General features: G+C 38.1%; 16 protein-coding genes and 1 pseudogene. 9 read left to right on the forward strand and 8 right to left on the reverse strand.

Annotated features, from left to right (window positions below):
* Positions 1–23: 23 nt before the first annotated feature.
* A complete protein-coding gene (locus tag ACTJKN_RS14895; protein ID WP_440826153.1) occupies positions 24–947 on the forward strand; it encodes a hydroxypyruvate isomerase family protein in 924 nt (307 codons plus the stop codon).
* Positions 948–1,213: 266 nt separating this feature from the next.
* On the opposite strand, the gene ACTJKN_RS14900 is transcribed toward ACTJKN_RS14895, so the two are convergent.
* Together ACTJKN_RS14900 and ACTJKN_RS14905 are read right to left on the reverse strand one after the other, a co-directional pair.
* Positions 1,214–1,507: a GIY-YIG nuclease family protein gene (locus ACTJKN_RS14900; protein WP_440826155.1), complete on the reverse strand. Its 294-nt coding sequence runs from the start codon at positions 1,505–1,507 to the stop codon at positions 1,214–1,216.
* Positions 1,508–1,844: 337 nt separating this feature from the next.
* A complete protein-coding gene (locus tag ACTJKN_RS14905) occupies positions 1,845–3,332 on the reverse strand; it encodes an alpha-amylase (protein WP_440826157.1) in 1,488 nt (495 codons plus the stop codon).
* A 623-nt stretch (positions 3,333–3,955) separates the two neighbouring features.
* On the opposite strand from ACTJKN_RS14905, the gene ACTJKN_RS14910 reads away from it, so the two are divergent.
* Both ACTJKN_RS14910 and ACTJKN_RS14915 read left to right on the forward strand, forming a co-directional pair.
* On the forward strand, positions 3,956–4,477 hold the full coding sequence (locus ACTJKN_RS14910) for an acyl-CoA thioesterase (RefSeq protein WP_440826159.1): 522 nt from the start codon (positions 3,956–3,958) through the stop codon (positions 4,475–4,477).
* Between the two features lie 70 nt (positions 4,478–4,547).
* Entirely contained in the window at positions 4,548–5,726 is a 1,179-nt protein-coding gene (locus ACTJKN_RS14915; RefSeq protein ID WP_440826160.1) for a sodium:proton antiporter, read from the forward strand.
* 225 nt (positions 5,727–5,951) lie between these two features.
* Here ACTJKN_RS14915 and ACTJKN_RS14920 read toward each other — a convergent pair whose 3' ends face one another.
* On the reverse strand, positions 5,952–6,356 hold the full coding sequence (locus ACTJKN_RS14920; RefSeq protein ID WP_440826162.1) for an EVE domain-containing protein: 405 nt from the start codon (positions 6,354–6,356) through the stop codon (positions 5,952–5,954).
* A 370-nt stretch (positions 6,357–6,726) separates the two neighbouring features.
* Here ACTJKN_RS14920 and ACTJKN_RS14925 point away from each other — a divergent pair.
* From ACTJKN_RS14925 to ACTJKN_RS14940, 4 genes and pseudogenes are all read left to right on the forward strand, one after another.
* Positions 6,727–7,170 (forward strand): annotated as a pseudogene (locus ACTJKN_RS14925) (bifunctional nuclease family protein).
* A 247-nt stretch (positions 7,171–7,417) separates the two neighbouring features.
* Positions 7,418–7,810: a hypothetical protein gene (locus ACTJKN_RS14930; protein ID WP_440826164.1), complete on the forward strand. Its 393-nt coding sequence runs from the start codon at positions 7,418–7,420 to the stop codon at positions 7,808–7,810.
* 151 nt (positions 7,811–7,961) lie between these two features.
* Positions 7,962–8,423, forward strand: a complete 462-nt coding sequence (locus tag ACTJKN_RS14935; RefSeq protein WP_440826166.1) for a hypothetical protein — start codon at positions 7,962–7,964, stop codon at positions 8,421–8,423.
* A gap of 880 nt (positions 8,424–9,303) precedes the next feature.
* Positions 9,304–9,840 carry a hypothetical protein gene (locus tag ACTJKN_RS14940; protein ID WP_440826168.1) on the forward strand — a complete coding sequence of 179 codons (537 nt, stop codon included), beginning with the start codon at positions 9,304–9,306 and terminating at the stop codon, positions 9,838–9,840.
* A 365-nt stretch (positions 9,841–10,205) separates the two neighbouring features.
* Here ACTJKN_RS14940 and ACTJKN_RS14945 read toward each other — a convergent pair whose 3' ends face one another.
* Together ACTJKN_RS14945 and ACTJKN_RS14950 are read right to left on the reverse strand one after the other, a co-directional pair.
* Entirely contained in the window at positions 10,206–10,580 is a 375-nt protein-coding gene (locus tag ACTJKN_RS14945) for a hypothetical protein (RefSeq protein WP_440826170.1), read from the reverse strand.
* A gap of 871 nt (positions 10,581–11,451) precedes the next feature.
* The gene (locus tag ACTJKN_RS14950; RefSeq protein ID WP_440826172.1) at positions 11,452–12,072 is read right to left on the reverse strand and encodes a hypothetical protein; all 621 of its coding nucleotides are present in this window, start codon (positions 12,070–12,072) and stop codon (positions 11,452–11,454) included.
* 456 nt (positions 12,073–12,528) lie between these two features.
* Here ACTJKN_RS14950 and ACTJKN_RS14955 point away from each other — a divergent pair, with 456 nt between their 5' ends.
* Both ACTJKN_RS14955 and ACTJKN_RS14960 read left to right on the forward strand, forming a co-directional pair.
* Positions 12,529–12,909: a DUF7668 domain-containing protein gene (locus tag ACTJKN_RS14955; RefSeq protein WP_440826174.1), complete on the forward strand. Its 381-nt coding sequence runs from the start codon at positions 12,529–12,531 to the stop codon at positions 12,907–12,909.
* Positions 12,910–12,941: 32 nt separating this feature from the next.
* The gene (locus ACTJKN_RS14960; RefSeq protein ID WP_440826176.1) at positions 12,942–13,403 is read left to right on the forward strand and encodes a hypothetical protein; all 462 of its coding nucleotides are present in this window, start codon (positions 12,942–12,944) and stop codon (positions 13,401–13,403) included.
* 1,159 nt (positions 13,404–14,562) lie between these two features.
* On the opposite strand, the gene ACTJKN_RS14965 is transcribed toward ACTJKN_RS14960, so the two are convergent.
* The 3 genes from ACTJKN_RS14965 to ACTJKN_RS14975 all read right to left on the reverse strand — a co-directional run bounded on the left by ACTJKN_RS14965 (position 14,563) and on the right by ACTJKN_RS14975 (position 16,141).
* Positions 14,563–15,252, reverse strand: coding sequence for an ATP-dependent Clp protease proteolytic subunit (locus ACTJKN_RS14965; protein ID WP_440826559.1), 690 nt, complete (start codon positions 15,250–15,252; stop codon positions 14,563–14,565).
* 78 nt (positions 15,253–15,330) lie between these two features.
* A complete protein-coding gene (locus ACTJKN_RS14970; protein WP_440826178.1) occupies positions 15,331–15,600 on the reverse strand; it encodes a hypothetical protein in 270 nt (89 codons plus the stop codon).
* A complete protein-coding gene (locus ACTJKN_RS14975) occupies positions 15,581–16,141 on the reverse strand; it encodes an RNA polymerase sigma factor (RefSeq protein WP_440826180.1) in 561 nt (186 codons plus the stop codon). The genes ACTJKN_RS14970 and ACTJKN_RS14975 overlap by 20 nt, the downstream gene beginning before the upstream one ends.
* Positions 16,142–16,341 lie beyond the last annotated feature (200 nt).

The following is a 16,341-nucleotide window of genomic DNA, read 5'->3' on the forward strand; positions in this document are numbered from 1 at the left end:
CCTATCCGTTTAAAAACAAACCGATGAAAAGAAGTGAATTTATAAGAAACAGCTTATTAACTGCTGGTGCAATAACTACAGGATCTGGAATTACCAACACCTTTGCAGCGGAAAAGCATAATACATTAAGTGATAAGGTTTTTAACATGGATTATGCCCCACACCAGGGCATGTTCGAAAACCACGCAGGCAAGAGTTTCTTAGATCAGATCCAGTTTATGTACGATAAAGGTTTCCGTTCAATCGAAGATAATGGCTACCTAAACCGTTCAGTAGAAGAACAGGAAAAAATTGGAAACCTGCTGGCGAAATTGGGTATGCGTATGGGCGTTTTTGTGGTAGATGGTGGCGATAACTGGAAAACCTCTTTAACCACCGGCAAAAAGGAATTTAAAGATAAATTTGTAGAAACCTGCAAAAAATCGGTTGAAGCGGCAAAACGCTGTAATGCAAAATGGCTTACCGTAGTACCTGGGTTTTATGAACGCAACCTGCCTTATGGCAATCAATTTGCCAATGTAATTGATGCCATGCGTGCCGGAGCCGAAATTTTTGAACCCCACGGTTTGATTATGGTTTTAGAAACCTTGAGCGATACCCCGGAGCTTTTCTTGCAAAAAACAAATGAAACCTATGCGGTTTGTAAAGCGGTTAAAAGTCCTTCGTGTAAAATCCTTTACGATATTTATCACATGCAACGTACAGAAGGCGACTTAATTAAAACCATCGACCGCTGTTGGGACGAAATTGCCTATATCCAGATTGGTGATAATCCAGGCCGAAAAGAACCTACAACCGGAGAAATCAATTATAAAAACCTATTCAAACACCTGCATAAAAAAGGTTATAAAGGGGTTATGGGCATGGAGCATGGCAATTCGAAAGGCGGAAAAGAAGGCGAACTGGCTGTTATTTCGGCTTACAGGGCTGAGGATAACTTTTTGTAGATAGTTTAGGAATAAAATTCGTCATTGCGAGAAGGCTTTTTCAGCCGACGAAGCAATCTTACAACGATCGCTACCAGCGAGTGCATTAAGATTGCTTCGTGCCTCGCAATGACGATTTTTATTGTAGGAAATTCAGTCTGCACGGGAATGACGCGTAAGGTTAAATCCACGCGTCATTCCCAACTCGATTGGGAATCGTAATGCATTACGCCAGGTTTTCGGATTCTCATCTTTAAGAGATTAACAAATGTGTTAACATTAAAAAGTCACAAATCCTCATTAAACAAATCTAGCCATTGAGGATTGTTATCGCTAATCAACTTAATTTTCCAATCCCTATTCCATTTCTTTAATTTCTTCTCTTCAGCAATTGCCTCCTCAATGCCAGGATAGAACATAAAATATACCAGCTTTATACAATTGTATTTGGCAGTAAAGGAAGTTGGATATCTTTTGCATTTATAATCAATTACTCTTGAGTGTAAGTCAGAGGTAACACCGATGTAATAAACCGTGTTAAAGGCATTTGTCATAATGTAAACACAACCACCGCGTTCCATATCTTAAAAATACGTTATTTCTCATAAGGTTTATGTTCTAAATAAGAAAGGTATGATAAATTTTCTGCGCACCATCGTCACATGTGGGCGTCATCCCGAACCGAGCCTTTGCGAGCTCACCGAAGGTAATTTCTTCGGAATCTTAAAGGTTAGCAGAGTTCGTAAGGTGCATTAAGATTCCCGTCTGCACGGGAATGACGCGTGGATTAGATATTGAGCCTGGGCATGGAATTGACAGTCACATTCCGTGGTCTATGTCCTCACAGACCACTTGTGATGAAATTGCGGATAAATGGTCTGTGAGGACACAGACCATGGCGTTGACGGATTGCAATCCTTACCCCACCTTCAACACCCACACCGATACACTTCCGGCATTGCAGTGAAACTCCGCCCAGCCGTTTTCATCAATGGTTACTTCCTGCTGGCGATAACCTAAAGCATCAACAAAGGTTTTTCCTGCAAAGTGTTTACCAATTTCCATTTCTTTATACCCTTCTTCTCCCGTGCTTAACAATACCGCCAAGCCACTATTTTCATGTTCCTCATCACCTGCGCGGGTCCATCCTACGCAAATGCCGTGGTCAAAATAATCGCGCTGCTCACCGTAGGCTAAGGCTGTACGGATTTTACTCATGGTTTCCACTGCAGGAATTGCAACTAACTCCACATGCACCTCGTCGCCCTCTTTGTCTTTATCATCATAAATCCCTCCGTACAGATCAGGAAAGAACAAACACGGAATACCTTGCATACGCAACAGGATGATGGCATAAGCCAAAGGCCTGAACCAAAAATCGACATAAGATTCTAGTGCCTGCAAAGGCTGCGAATCATGATTATCAACAAATGTTACGGCCAGATCTGGCTTTACCTGAACCAGGGTTCCATCAAAAATCGTCCGCATATCAAAGTCCTCTTCCTTACTCGCCAGGAAAAAGTTATGGTGCAAAAGCGAATCAAATATTTGCGTCCGGCCTCCTGTAATTTCAATATATTTTAATTGTCCTTCCCTGTCCACCACATTCCAATCTTCGGCCACAATAAAAAATTCGCGGTTAAATTTTTGATTCAGGTGATCGATCCACTCTACAATAAAATCCGGATTGATGTGTTTAACCGCATCCAACCGAAAACCATCTACTTTGGTGGTTTCAACGATCCATTCGCCCCAATATTTTAACTCTTCAATAACAGCCCTGTTGCGGTAATCGATATCGTTAAACATCAGATAATCATAATTGCCCAATTCAGTGGAAGGAACCTCTTCAAAGCCTTCTCCCAAATAATTCTGGATCGAATAAATGGCCGTTTTTTGGAGGTCTTCGGCCCAGTCTACCCCACTAAAACACTCATGATTCCATATAAATTCAGAATATTTACCCTGTCGCCCAGGGAAAGTAAACTTCGTCCAGGCTTCTATTTCGAAAACATCGCTGGTAAACTCGTTTCTATTTTCTGGATTTACAGTTCTAACGGCTATTTTTTCGAGTTCATCGCCCCCGGCTTTGTGGTTAAAAACCGCATCGGCCAAGACGCCAATTTCATTATCGTGCAGTGCTTCAATCGCTTTGATATATTCATCTTTAGAGCCATGTTTGGTATTCACACTTCCTTTCTGATCGAACTCGCCTAAATCGAAAAGGTCGTAAACCGCATAACCAACATCATAAGCCGCATTGTTTGATTTATAGGCTGGTGGCAACCAAACAGACGTTATGCCAATTTCTTTTAAATGACTCGCTTCGGCAGCTACTTTAGTCCACAAATTTTGTTCTTCATTATAATACCAATGGAAAAATTGGATCAGGGTCTGGTTTTGCATTAATTTGGATTTTTTTGTATGGATAACATGATAGCTGGTGAATTGTTTTTGGATTAAAGGAAGATGTTCGCAAGTTATTTCCCGCTGATTTCGCAGATCACCGCAGAAAAAACATCCCTTCAATCCACTAGAATCTAAGGAATCGCTTTTAAAACACAACGCCTGTGCAAAAATTAATTAGCCACTGAAACACAGAAATCACAGAAGAGATTAAAGTTTTTCCGTGTTTTTCGTGCTTCCGTGGCAAACATAATGCTTAGTTATGTGCAAAAAAGAGCATCTTTCCGCTGATTACGCAGATCTCCGCTTAAAAACAAATAATAAGAGCCTGTTTAAAATTAAATAAAATTCATTTCGTATCTCAGTCTGAGCGTAGTCGAAGACCATTTCAACGCATTAATAAAGCACTTCGACTACGCTCAGTGTGACAGCAAAAGCTATTTATATTTGTTATAAAAATTTAAACAGGCTCTAAATCTGCGATAATCTATTGAATCTGCGGGAACATACTGGCGCATACTTTTCCCACTAATTACATAGATAACCGCAGAAACAACTTCTAAATCCGCCCGGATCTATTTGCAATACCATTTTACCCACATTTTACTTACTTTTGCCATCAAATGAGTCTAAAAAAGAAATTTGCCAGAGAAAGTTTTACCATCATGAACGAATTGGTATTACCAAACGATACCAATACCTTAAACAACTTAATGGGTGGGCGCTTGCTCCATTGGATGGATATTGCAGCGGCAATTTCGGCTCAGAAACACTGTAACCGTATTGTGGTAACTGCTTCGGTTGATAACGTTTCTTTTAAACAACCTATTAAATTAGGTGATGTGATTACCATTGAGGCCAAAGTAACAAGGGCTTTTAATACCTCAGTAGAAGTCCGTTTAGATGTTTGGTCAGAGAATATTCCAAGTGGTGCACGCCAAAAAAGTAATGAGGCTTATTATACCTTTGTTGCGCTAGATCAGAGTGCCCGTACCATCCCTGTGCCAGAACTAATACCAGAAACACCCGAAGAAATTGACTTATTTGACGGCGCTTTACGCCGCAGGCAATTGCGTTTGGTTTTGGGTGGAAAAATGAACCCTGATGACGCCAGCGAACTGAAGGCGCTTTTCTTTAAAGCATAATTTTTACATTAAATTTCTTTCTGCTTAGCATGATTGTTTTATTTTAGCGGTTTACCCTACGCTGAAAAATATGACAACTTATACCATTCTTATTATTTTAAGCGGATTAGTAATCTTCTCTTATCTGTTTGATTTAGTGGCAAGTAAAACCAAAGTACCATCGGTTTTATTGCTGCTCCTTTTAGGTATTGGTTTACGTTTGCTGGTCGATAACCTTAAAATACAAACCTTCAATTTCCTCTCTATCCTACCCACATTGGGTACCGTAGGCTTAATTTTAATTGTTTTTGAGGGTTCTCTCGAGCTTAAATACGACCGGCATAAAAACAAGGTTATACGCAGTGCTTTTTTCTCTGCCTTAACCATTTTAATGGGAACTATCGTGGTCATCACCAGTATCATTTACCAGATCACCCACCACGATTTATATACCTGTATTGCAAATGCCATTCCCTTTAGCGTAATCAGCTCAGCCATTGCCATCCCTTCGGCAGCGGCATTAAACAATACCGATAAAGAATTTGTAATTTATGAATCTTCTTTCTCTGATATTTTAGGGATTATCATCTTCAATTTTGCCATTACTAATCATTCGATCAATACCTCTGCTTTTATTGGTTTGGGCTTAAGTACCTTCCTCATCCTTTTACTATCGGCCATTGCCTGTGTGGTGTTGTTATACGTAATGGGCCGATTGGTACACCACATTAAATTCTTCTTAATTATAGCCATACTGATTCTGGTTTATGCCATTGGTCAGTCTTACCACCTATCCTCTCTGGTGTTGATTTTGAGCACAGGCCTATTTCTGAACAATGCCGATACGATTGAAAATGCCTGGTTCAGAAGTGTCTTTTTATATAAAAATTTAACAGCCGATTTATCCCAGCTTTATCAGTTATCAGCCGAAAGCGCTTTTATTCTGCGTACTTTTTTCTTCGTTATTTTTGGCTTTACTATGAATATTGGCGATTTGAACAATACAATTGTACTGGCCAACGGCTTTTTCATTTTAATATCGATTTACGTCATCAGAGTGGTATTTCTCAAAATATTCAAAAAAGAAAACCTTAGTCCGATTTTATACATCGCCCCCCGCGGACTGATCAGTATTTTACTTTATTTCAACCTGCCCGCCTCACTAAAAATACAGGAAGTGGGTACGCCGTTTTTATTCCTCGTGGTATTGGGCTCGAGTATTGTAATGACGCTGGGGATTACGCTGAGTAAGAGAAATAGTGTGGTTTAGTAGTTCATTGGTCATTGGTTGAATGGTTTGATCGTATAGATTCTAATAGAATGATCGTCATCTCGACTGTAGCGCAGCGAAATGGAGAGATCTATATAGACAGATTATCTCGGTTAATTGTTTAAAGCGGTTAATCCACTCCAAAAGCCCAACTCCAAACTTTAGTGCGTAGCATTAGGCGCTTAGCGGGAAAACTCCAAACTGAAAACCCCAACTCCAAACTAATCAACTTCCCATTTCCAAAATCTTATCAAACTCAGTAGCCTTAAGCGGCATTACCGATAAACGTCCTTGTCTAACCAATGAAATATCAACCAAACTCGGCTCAGCTTTGATCTGCTCCAGCGAAACCGGATTTTTCAGGCTTTCTACAGGCGATAAATCAACCACTACCCAGTTGGCATCATCGGTAGTTGGATCCTGATAAAACTCCCTTACCACTTTGGCAATCCCCACAACATTTTTACCTTCATTACTGTGATAAAAAAGCACCAAATCCCCTTCCTGCATGGCTTTTAGGTTATTCCGCGCCTGATAATTACGAACGCCATCCCAAAAAGTACGGCCATCCTGATTAAATTTTTCCCAACTGTATTTAAAAGGCTCTGATTTGACTAACCAATGATTCATCTTATTCTTTGTTTAAAGCTCAAAACTAAGAAAAGGGAATGGATTAGGAAATAGGTTGGAAAGAATGGAGGAAATATAAAGGAGATTGAGCGCTGCGCTTCATCCTGGATAAATCTAATCGCATTCCACTTTTCAGCTCACCTGCGCAATCGAAAATGCTGCGCGACCGTCACGATATTTGGTCAAATATCTCGCCAGTCGCTTGTGTATAACATAGATCGAATCCCGTTGCTATGCAACTACTGATTCTCATACATTTTCTCAGTTCGCAAGTGGTGAGCGACTAAGCTTGCGTTTTAGAGCGGTTTTTCCTATTTTACGCGTATCTAATTAAGTTTAAAAAGCCACGACGCATCTAATTAACCTATTAATGGAAAAGAAATCTAATTGGATAGAACTAAATATTCAAGATATACATCACGCCAAAAGCAAATGGAAGAGATTCTTTGATAAGGGTGATGGAACATATAAATTACTTCTTTTTAATAAGGATAGCAGTAAGGAACAATTAGAAATGGTTATTGGACAGGTGGAAGCACAAGCTATTGCCATTGTAGTGGAGGGATTAATTCCCGTTCGTCCTATGATTCAAGATGTTTTTAAATCAACTATTGACGCAATTGGTTATAAATTAAATTATGTTCTAATACACAGCATCAATGATGGTCACTATTATTCATCCTTATGTTACGCTAAAGACGCTGAATTAATATAAATTGATGCAAGGCCAGCGGATTCAATTGCCATGGCACTTAGGTATGAAAGCCCTATTTACATAACAGATACGATCTTTAACGATTATTCAGTAAAATAAAGACTGCTTAGCGGAGCTTTAATTGACAGATTTATTAAGCACAAGTCAGTCCTATACTTTGGCCAGGCGCTAAGACTTGCGCTAGATGTGAACATGGAAGAACAGATAGATGGTATCAGACTACTTATGAAAGCACATTAATGGATGGGACACATGTAGATATTAAACATGTAAATTATCATAGGTATAATCTTCAAAATACATTTAATGATCATTACAGTTATTTTCAATTAAATTTTTAATAAACATGAATAAAGCAAAACAGTATCATTTGAATTTTAGAGTCTTTTCTGATGATGATGGTAGAAAAAGACCGAATGTTTATTCAGATACAGACTCAAATGGAACTATTAATGGAGATGTCGCCAGTTTTATGGATTCTCTAGGGCCAGATGGAGTTGATTGGGTTGTTGATGAAATAATGAGCCTTAATGCATTTAATTCTAACACTAATGGTTATACAATTATTGGGAGTTATGAGGTAGTAGCAGAGATATTTTCTCCACCAGCTAGGGTCGTTTTTAACGAAGGAGGGGGAGCAGATATCGTGATACCTTTACAGGATTTTTTAGACATTTTACAAGAGTGGAAGAGCTTTTTAATCTCGCTTCCTTATAAACATGATTTATCCAATAAATAGGATTATAGTATCTCTTTTGTTAAGTATCCTCGCTAGCGCACGCGCATGGGACGGATTTATTAAGCACAAGTCAGGCCTATACTTTGGCCAGGCGCTAAGACTTGCGCTAGATGTGAAATTAATAAATTGATAAAAATAAATTACTAAAATTATGAATGTAGATTTTATAGATTACAAGGATGATAAAGGATTTTATATATCAAACATATTTATGCAGTTAGCAATTTATTTTATTAATGAAGAGTTTAAAAAGAATCAATATGTTCTTGTAAATAAAAATCGTATTTCGAGATATCATTCAAGCATTATAAATGGTCATGAAAGCGGATACTTTGCACTATGCTGGGATTTGTATATAGAAAATTCTTCAGAGGAACAGACAATGGTTCAAGTCCTTCAAACTGTTAAAACTATCATACAGAATAAAGGGGTATATATTTCCATTGCAGAACTACAGGCCATTCCCACAACGGATAAGGATTTTAAATTGTTTTATAGCAGAAGTCCATTTCCTACAGCAGAATTAATTAAAATTCTTGATGCACTTATTAAAATGTTACAAAATACTTGGGATTCTACTGATTACGAGATGGAAATTAATTATCGATACTAATGTGAACTTTTAATTCTTTAATTAATTCACAGCTTTTAACTACGCCTTTTGTATGTTAACCATTACTAGCGCAAGTCTTAGCGTTTAAGCAAGTGGGCTGGATGACTTCTGCTTAGCAGAGATTTAATTCACGGATTTATTAAGCACCCCTACTAGCGCAAGTCTTAGTGCCTAGGCTAACGGGCTGGATGACTTGTGCTTTCATTATTGATTTTCATAATACTGGGTAACCTATTCCGAAACTGATATTACATATTGCAATATTTAAACAGCCTTCTACTTAGTTTGAGTTACTTACTAAAACTTTGAATAACATACTTCAAGTTCACAACCATGAACTGAAAGTATAGAACTATTAACTGCAAGCATAAACCTGCCAACTGCAATTATAAAGTTTTTAACTGCACTGATAGAACTATCAACTGCAAGTGTAGAACTACTAACTGCAAGTATAGAACTATCAACTGCAAGTATAATGTTGTTAACTGCGCTGATAGAACTATCAACTGCAAGTATAGAACTGCGAACTGAAAGTATAGAACTATCAACCGCAAGTATAAACCTACCAACTGCAAGTATAATGTTGTTAACTGCGCTGATGGAACTATGAACTGAAAGTATAGAACTGCGAGCTGCAAGTATGGAACTGCCTTTATTTATGCGCTATTCTTCAAAAAGATTTCATGAATTATTTTATTGTATTTATCTTAGCGATGCAGAACAGTAATTAACAATATCTTTTAACTTAATCGGAGAAACATAAAATAAATTAAAAATTTCACAATATTCCTGAGTGAGCGGCTTAGACCCGCATCTTTCAATATCTCTGAAAAGAGTTAATTGTTGTTCTGCAGCACTCAGGAACTTTTTATCAAATGTTATGCAGAACAACAATTGTAAAAACCCAAACACACAGCTCCCAGGTCAGGTAGCAGCTGTAACAGAATTCCGGAAACTGATTGAAGCCTATTTCGATATGATTGGTTTATCAGAAGTTAATCAATTCCTTACTGAAATGCTTAGCGCAGCTATCGGGCCTGATCCGCGCTCTGGCAAACACAAACCCATTACCATTGCCAACGCCCTTTATGATGTAAACAATATCATCAACCTGCTTACCAAAACAAAACTTCTGGCCAATGAAGAAACCTTTCAGCGTTATGCCATAAACCTGGGTTATCACCTACAAGCTGTTGGCCAATTTGATGTGGAGCATCTTTCTGAACTACTATATGTTGGATTAAATGCCTACATCTTTCAGGAGGATGATTTTGAAGGCGCAACCTTAAAATTTTCTGCCGAAATTACTGCTGCATATAAAATGATTTATGATTGGCTGTCAGACTGCGATGCCTGGTGTAAGTCTGTTGAGTGTTTTGAATATAATGAAACTATCGGTTTAGCAGCTACACTATAAACGTAAAAAGTTTAATTGGCCATTTACCTTATACAGCTATGAGGGAAAACACCCCTCCCTAATTTAGGAGGGGTGCCCAAAGGGCGGGGTGGTTAATCCATCACTAGCGCAAGCCCTATTTTATTAAGTTAAGGTTTTTAGCCACAGATGTACACAGATAAACACGGATTTTTATATCTGTGTGCATCTTTTTATCTGTGGTTAAATTATGTTCATTACCAGCGCAAATCTTAGCGTCTACGCTAATGATCTGGATGGCTTGTGCTTAGCAGAGATTTAATTGACGGATTTATTAGGCATAAGTCAGGCCTATACTTGACCCAGGCGTGCTAAGACTTGCGCTAGATGTAAAATTATTGTCATACTTACTTGTAAAAGCCACTTTCATTTATAAACTTCTTCCAAGCTAAAAGAATTACTCTAAATTCAGTTAATGGAATAGTGAATAAAGGTGTTTTACCTAATATAACTTTATCATCAATCTTATCAGAAGTAAACACTTGCAAATAAGAAGGCTGTAGATTTCCATAAAGTTTTATTAAGCCATCATCCCACCAAGGGTCTTCTATTTCTTCATATTTACCTGATAAACATAAATCTATATCATTTAAAAAATCCAATATCATATCCTCGGTTCGCCATACATATAAATATCTACTAATATCATTATGGCAAATAATAGACGGGCGTCCTTTATCTTTATAGAAGTTAATTTGAAATCTATTTAGCAGATCTTGCATACCCTAAGTAAAGGATTTATTTGATCATTTGAAAGTTGACAGCTGTTTAATCAGGGAGATAGTTTTTATCTAATAATTGCGTACTAGCGCAAGTCTTAGCGTCTACGCTAGTGGACTGGATGACTTGTACTTAGCAGAGATTTAATTGATGGATTTTAAAACACAAGCCGTGCCTTTGCTTTCGGCTAGAGGCACTAAGACTTGCGCTAGATGTGAATTTGTACTTGTGATAAGCTACAAAAGAAACTAATTATTCTATCCCCCCAACTTTTGCGATTGATCCCAAAAATCCCGAATGGCCGGTTATTGTCCCTTACCAAGTCTCCGACAAAGCCATACACCAACCATACCTTAAGATAACCTTCTCTTTACATTTTATTTAGCTATAGTTAACCTGCCAATCTGAAGCTACGCAAATCTTTAACCTAAATGATCTAGACCAGAGCTATAACTCAAGCAAAGCAAGTGCGACGCAATATGCAAGCAAGTACCTGGCAGGCCTGGCCGGAAGGTGGCCTAAACGTGGGGTAAATGTGGCATGAAGGTGGACTTTAGAATAGTTTTTTTTGGGGGATTTTTAATCAGATGGATTGATTTGGGTTATCATCCCTTTTGATTAACCTAATATACTAAAATTATGGCTGTCTGGAATGGAATTATCCAAATTAACGGCCAAACGGGGATCTTTTTTTTACCATTACTAGTGCAAGTCTCAGCGTCTAAGCTAGTGGGCCGGATGACTTGTGCTTAATTGAGGGATTTATTAGGCACAAGTCAGGCCTATACTTTGGCCATGTGCCCTAAGACTTGCGCTAGATGTGATTTGACCCTTCAAATTGAAACCTGCAAACTTCAATTTGTAAGGCCTCTATCACTCTTTAAAGATTTTATAAACCATACTGGACAATTTAATAGCCGTTTGCCTCCCTTTCCTTCCAGGGCAATACTTTTCAAATTCTTGTGGATCATAAAAGTTTAACGGTTTGATCTCAGCTCTGCTAATTAAAAGAATGTACACTCCCCCACCATCTTCGACTTTAAGATAGGAACCCTTTTTCGTGGGGCAGCCAGAACCCTCGATGGCATCGTCCTTAGTGCGCCACAGCTGCAACTTTACCACATCATCCCATAGCTTTCTAAGCGTATCTGGGTCAGTATCTTTGATGGTAAAATACCTATTGATCCTTACAGACTCACTTCTATATTCGCTTAAATCTTTGAGCCAAATAGCTCTAGCTACCCCATTTGGTACTTTACTAGTTGTCTTTCTATATTTTGGGCGCTGGTAAATGTAGGTATTTATTGTGTCTCCCTTCTTGCTTAAGAGGTAAAGTTGAGGGCTAGAATTCCAAACACTAGGGAATTGAACAATGATTGTTGTGTCAGCAAGCGTTTGCATGGTTTTTGCAATTTCACTATCATTAAGCTGTGTCTGAGCGCTCGACTGAAAGAACGTTAACAGTAGAGTTACGATTGTTAGATAGGTCTTCATGGATTTAAGATGTGAAAGATATGTAAAATCCACAATGCATTCTTATCTTTTCCCTATGTCAAAGATTGATGGTTGATCAGCAGATAGAGGTGTGTAAGTTCGAAGTCTCGAATTTATTGCATGAACATGTCCCTGCATCGCTTCTACGAAGCTTTACTCCAGTGCCCCTCTCTCCATTCGCAGGTATTTCGCTTGTTCCATCACTAGCGCAAGTCTTAGTGTTAAGCTAGTGGGCTGGATGACTTGTGCTTAGCAGAGATTATTGAAGGATTTAAGCACGAGTCAGGCCCATACTTTGGCTAAAGGCGCTGAGGCTTGCGCTAGATGTGTTTTAACACGAATAAGCACTTCTTCAAATACGCAAATATGATAAGGTAGAAATACCTTAGCTAGCTGAAATCTAATATTTGCTAAATTATTGTTGCGTATATTTAAGAGTTAACAAACATTTAAACAATGATTGAAATCCTAGTAGAAAAAAAGGAAGAAGAAGAACTTCCAATACCACAAGTGTGGAGACCAATTTTTAAAAACATAGTTAAGGCATTTGTAAATAAGGACTACAACCTAAGTTTAGGCGTAAATAATGTAAATCCTGTTTCAGACATAACTGCGGAACAAATACAAGAATACATCGAGGAATACGGAGAGGAACTTGTTGATTTACCAGAAGAAACTTGGGATACTTCTGTTTACATTTGTTATGGTGATTATTGGAACGTGCTAATTGATCTCTTCACTAAAAATGAGGGTTTAAGTGATTTAGTACTTAACGCTGAGGTAAGGGAAAAAGATAATAAATATATTGTCGACATCAACTTGATTTACGTTCCATAACACAAATAAAGAAACGGTTAGCAACCATTACAATGCGACAATACATCTATATCCTATTTTTTTTTCTTTTAAGCTGCTCATCAAGCGAGCCAAAAACTGTTTTTGAAGAAAGAACTGGTTTATCAATTAGTGATTCTATTAGTAATATCGAGGTTACTGACAATTACGAACCACTGGAAGAAGAGTTTAGCATTGTCTTTAAAACTACTGAATCTCAAATTAACTCCTGGCTGAATAGTAGTCCACCTTGGAATAACCTAAAATGGCACAAAGGGCAAGTTCCTCCTGAAATAGGAATTGCTATTCGATTTAATTTTCCAGACGGCGTTTGTTCAGGAACTTATGACAATGGCAAAAAAATCTATTTTGGTGACGAGAATTTAGTAAAACTGCTTAATGACACGACAAACTACTATAGTTATGTAGAAGATTGTTGTTCCGAAGAAAAAGGATTAAGATTTCATGACGGAAGACTTTTGATACTACAACCATAAGATATTATAGAGTAAAATCAAGACAATAAAATGGCAAACAAAACATACCTTTTCCTGATATTTTTTTGCTTTATCGCATGTAAAAGTAGTATTAAGTCACGCACTCCAGCAAATGATACAAACGAAGTTATAACTACAATATTAGATGACAAACGACTATTTAATATTTTAATATCAAAGCCAGATACTATATTTATAATTAAAACAACATTGGTTAATGAGAATTGGCCAGATAGAACAAATAAATTTAATATTATATATATTAATTCTGATAAAAAGAATGAAGACATTATCAATCTAAGTCCAAATTCCTTTAATGATCATAGAATAAGAATTGATTTTGGGAAAATCTTTCTCCAGAACGATACTGCGAAAGTTTCTTTCGGGATCTATGAATTCCAAAAATTTATGATTTATGATTATAAATTATGCCATAAGCTGAACAATTGGTCAATTTATAGTAGAACGAAAAGAACACATTAGACATATAAAATGTATAGAGCCTTACATTAGTGACAGCAATCATGACAAAAACAATTAAATAAACTGAAACATGACTTGTCTAATGCAGAAGTTTATGTTTAGCCTTGATATTCGTAAGCTAAATTTATAGAAGTTTAGAACTTTATTATAATAATATTGGGCAAAGTGGCTTAATTTCAGAACTGTACATTGTGCAACTAAGGAGTATTTCAATTATTATGAAAAGTTTATTGGTGCCCATTACTAGCGCAAGTCTTAGTGTTAAGCTAGTGGGCTGGCTGACTTGTGCTTAGCAGAAATTTAATTGACGGAATTATTGAGCACAAGTCAGGCCTATACTTTGCCTAGGGGTACTAAAACTTGCGCTAAGCTGGATTTAGTTTTTATTCTCGTTCTTACGCTTGAGTTCATCCAAAATCCCTTTTAAAAGCTCATTTCTGTGATAATTAGATTTACTGATATTATCCAATCTACTTAATATAAAGTAAATGATCGTAACAACTACCAGAATTTGAATAGTGAAAACAGCGATCGACATAAAATCCATAACGAGTGTTAATTAGTTTGTATCTAAGATAAAGAATAATATCATCCTAAACCAAGCCTATTCTCAAAAGGCGGCTTGAGTGAGGAATGGATTACAAAAGCCATAACTTATTCTAAATCAAACAAAACCCTATTCCCCACGCGTTAACACCTCATCTATCATTCCAAATTCCTTTGCTTCGATGGCGGTCATCCAATAATCGCGACTGGCAATTTTATTTATCCGCTCATAACTTTGCCCGCTATGTTTCGCCAAAATATGGTACAGATCCGACTGGACTTTTAACACCTCCCTGATCCTGATATCCATATCAATGGCGGTTCCCTCTGCCCCACCCGAAGTTTGATGAATCATGACCCTCGAGTGCTGCAGGGCCGAACGTTTACCCGCAGCGCCCGCGCACAACAATACCGAACCCATAGAAAGTGCAATGCCCGTACAAATGGTGGCCACATCAGGCGCGATATATTGCATGGTGTCATAAATGCCAAAGCCAGCGTACACCGACCCACCGGGCGAATTGATATACAGTTGGATGTCGTTTTTGGTATCAACCGACTGCAAAAAAAGCAATTGTGCCTGTATCACATTTGCATTCCGCTCATCAACGGCTTCCCCTAAAAAAATAATCCGGTCCATCATCAACCGCGAGAAAACATCCATCTGTGCCACATTCAGCTGGCGTTCTTCGGTAATATAGGGTGTCATGGCAACAGGCATGGTATGAGCAGCTGTTCTGCCCATATACTGATCTACATAAAGGCCGTTTAAGCCTTGGTGTTTTACCGCATAAAGGCGGAATTCTTTGTTGATATCCATCATATTGATTTTAAATTTTAGGCATAACAATGCCTCTGCCCCCATAATGGAGCATGATGTATAAATTAAATTGATTGTTTATTTGCTGAACAAACGCATTACCTTTTGCCTGAAGCTTTGATGCGCATCGGTATTAAACAGCGTTTCGTGTATGTTTTCTATTTCATTTTTCAGCTGCTTCCGCCCGTAATCACGCACCATTTGATAAGTTTTGTTTTGCCAGTAAACCTGCTGCTTGAGTCCAGGCTGCAGGATCATTTTGGCTTCGAACAGGAAACGCTCTCCATCCTTATCATCCGACAGCAGGTAATGCTCTATCAAACGGAGCTCATTCAACGATGTCTTCATATTTTAAGGATTTTGCTTTAACCGTTTCTTTCACTTTTTCGAGGCATTTAAATTTTTGGGCGGTTGCAGAACGTGCGCCAGAAAAGCCAAAACGCCCTGCCAGTGTTTCCATATCCAGTTTTTCGTAATAGAAAGCACTGAGCAACTGCATACATTTCTGTCCGGCCTGCTCCAGTAAATGCATCAGTTTCCCCGAAGAAACTTCTTCATATCCGGTATCTGCCAAATCGATCTCTTCATTAAGAATGGGGCCAAGCTGATTAAAGGAAACATTCTTATCGTTTTCTTTATAACGTTTGATCCATAAATATTTGGCAATCCCAAATAAATAGGCTTTCTCCTGATACTTCAGCCTCAGCCCCGAAACCTGTACTTTCTCGTAATACACCACCAGTGCATCCTGAAAAATGTCTTTCGCTTCCTCAAATGATCCGCCCATCTTGCTTACGTGCCTGGCCACCAAAGGAAAAGCTTCTTTGTAGAGTTTCATAAAAAGTGCTTCGCGCTGGCTGGGCTGCTCTTTAGTGGATGTTGCTGTCATGATTACTATGCTTTTAATAGTATGTGGCTGTTTTTGATCAGATATCACCTAAAATTAGCAATTATTTTTTTTGGGACGTTAACCTATTGTTCGGACACAATTGATTATAATTCTTCTACCGCTCTATGCCGCTGGGGCATGGTACTTTGGCGCTTCAAAGTACCCAAAGCGCTTTGTCAATCCAGCAAGGGGCCTTTTTC

The sequence above is a fragment of the Pedobacter sp. 22163 genome, from assembly GCF_052045595.1.
In the GTDB taxonomy this organism is placed as follows: Bacteria; Bacteroidota; Bacteroidia; order Sphingobacteriales; family Sphingobacteriaceae; genus Pedobacter.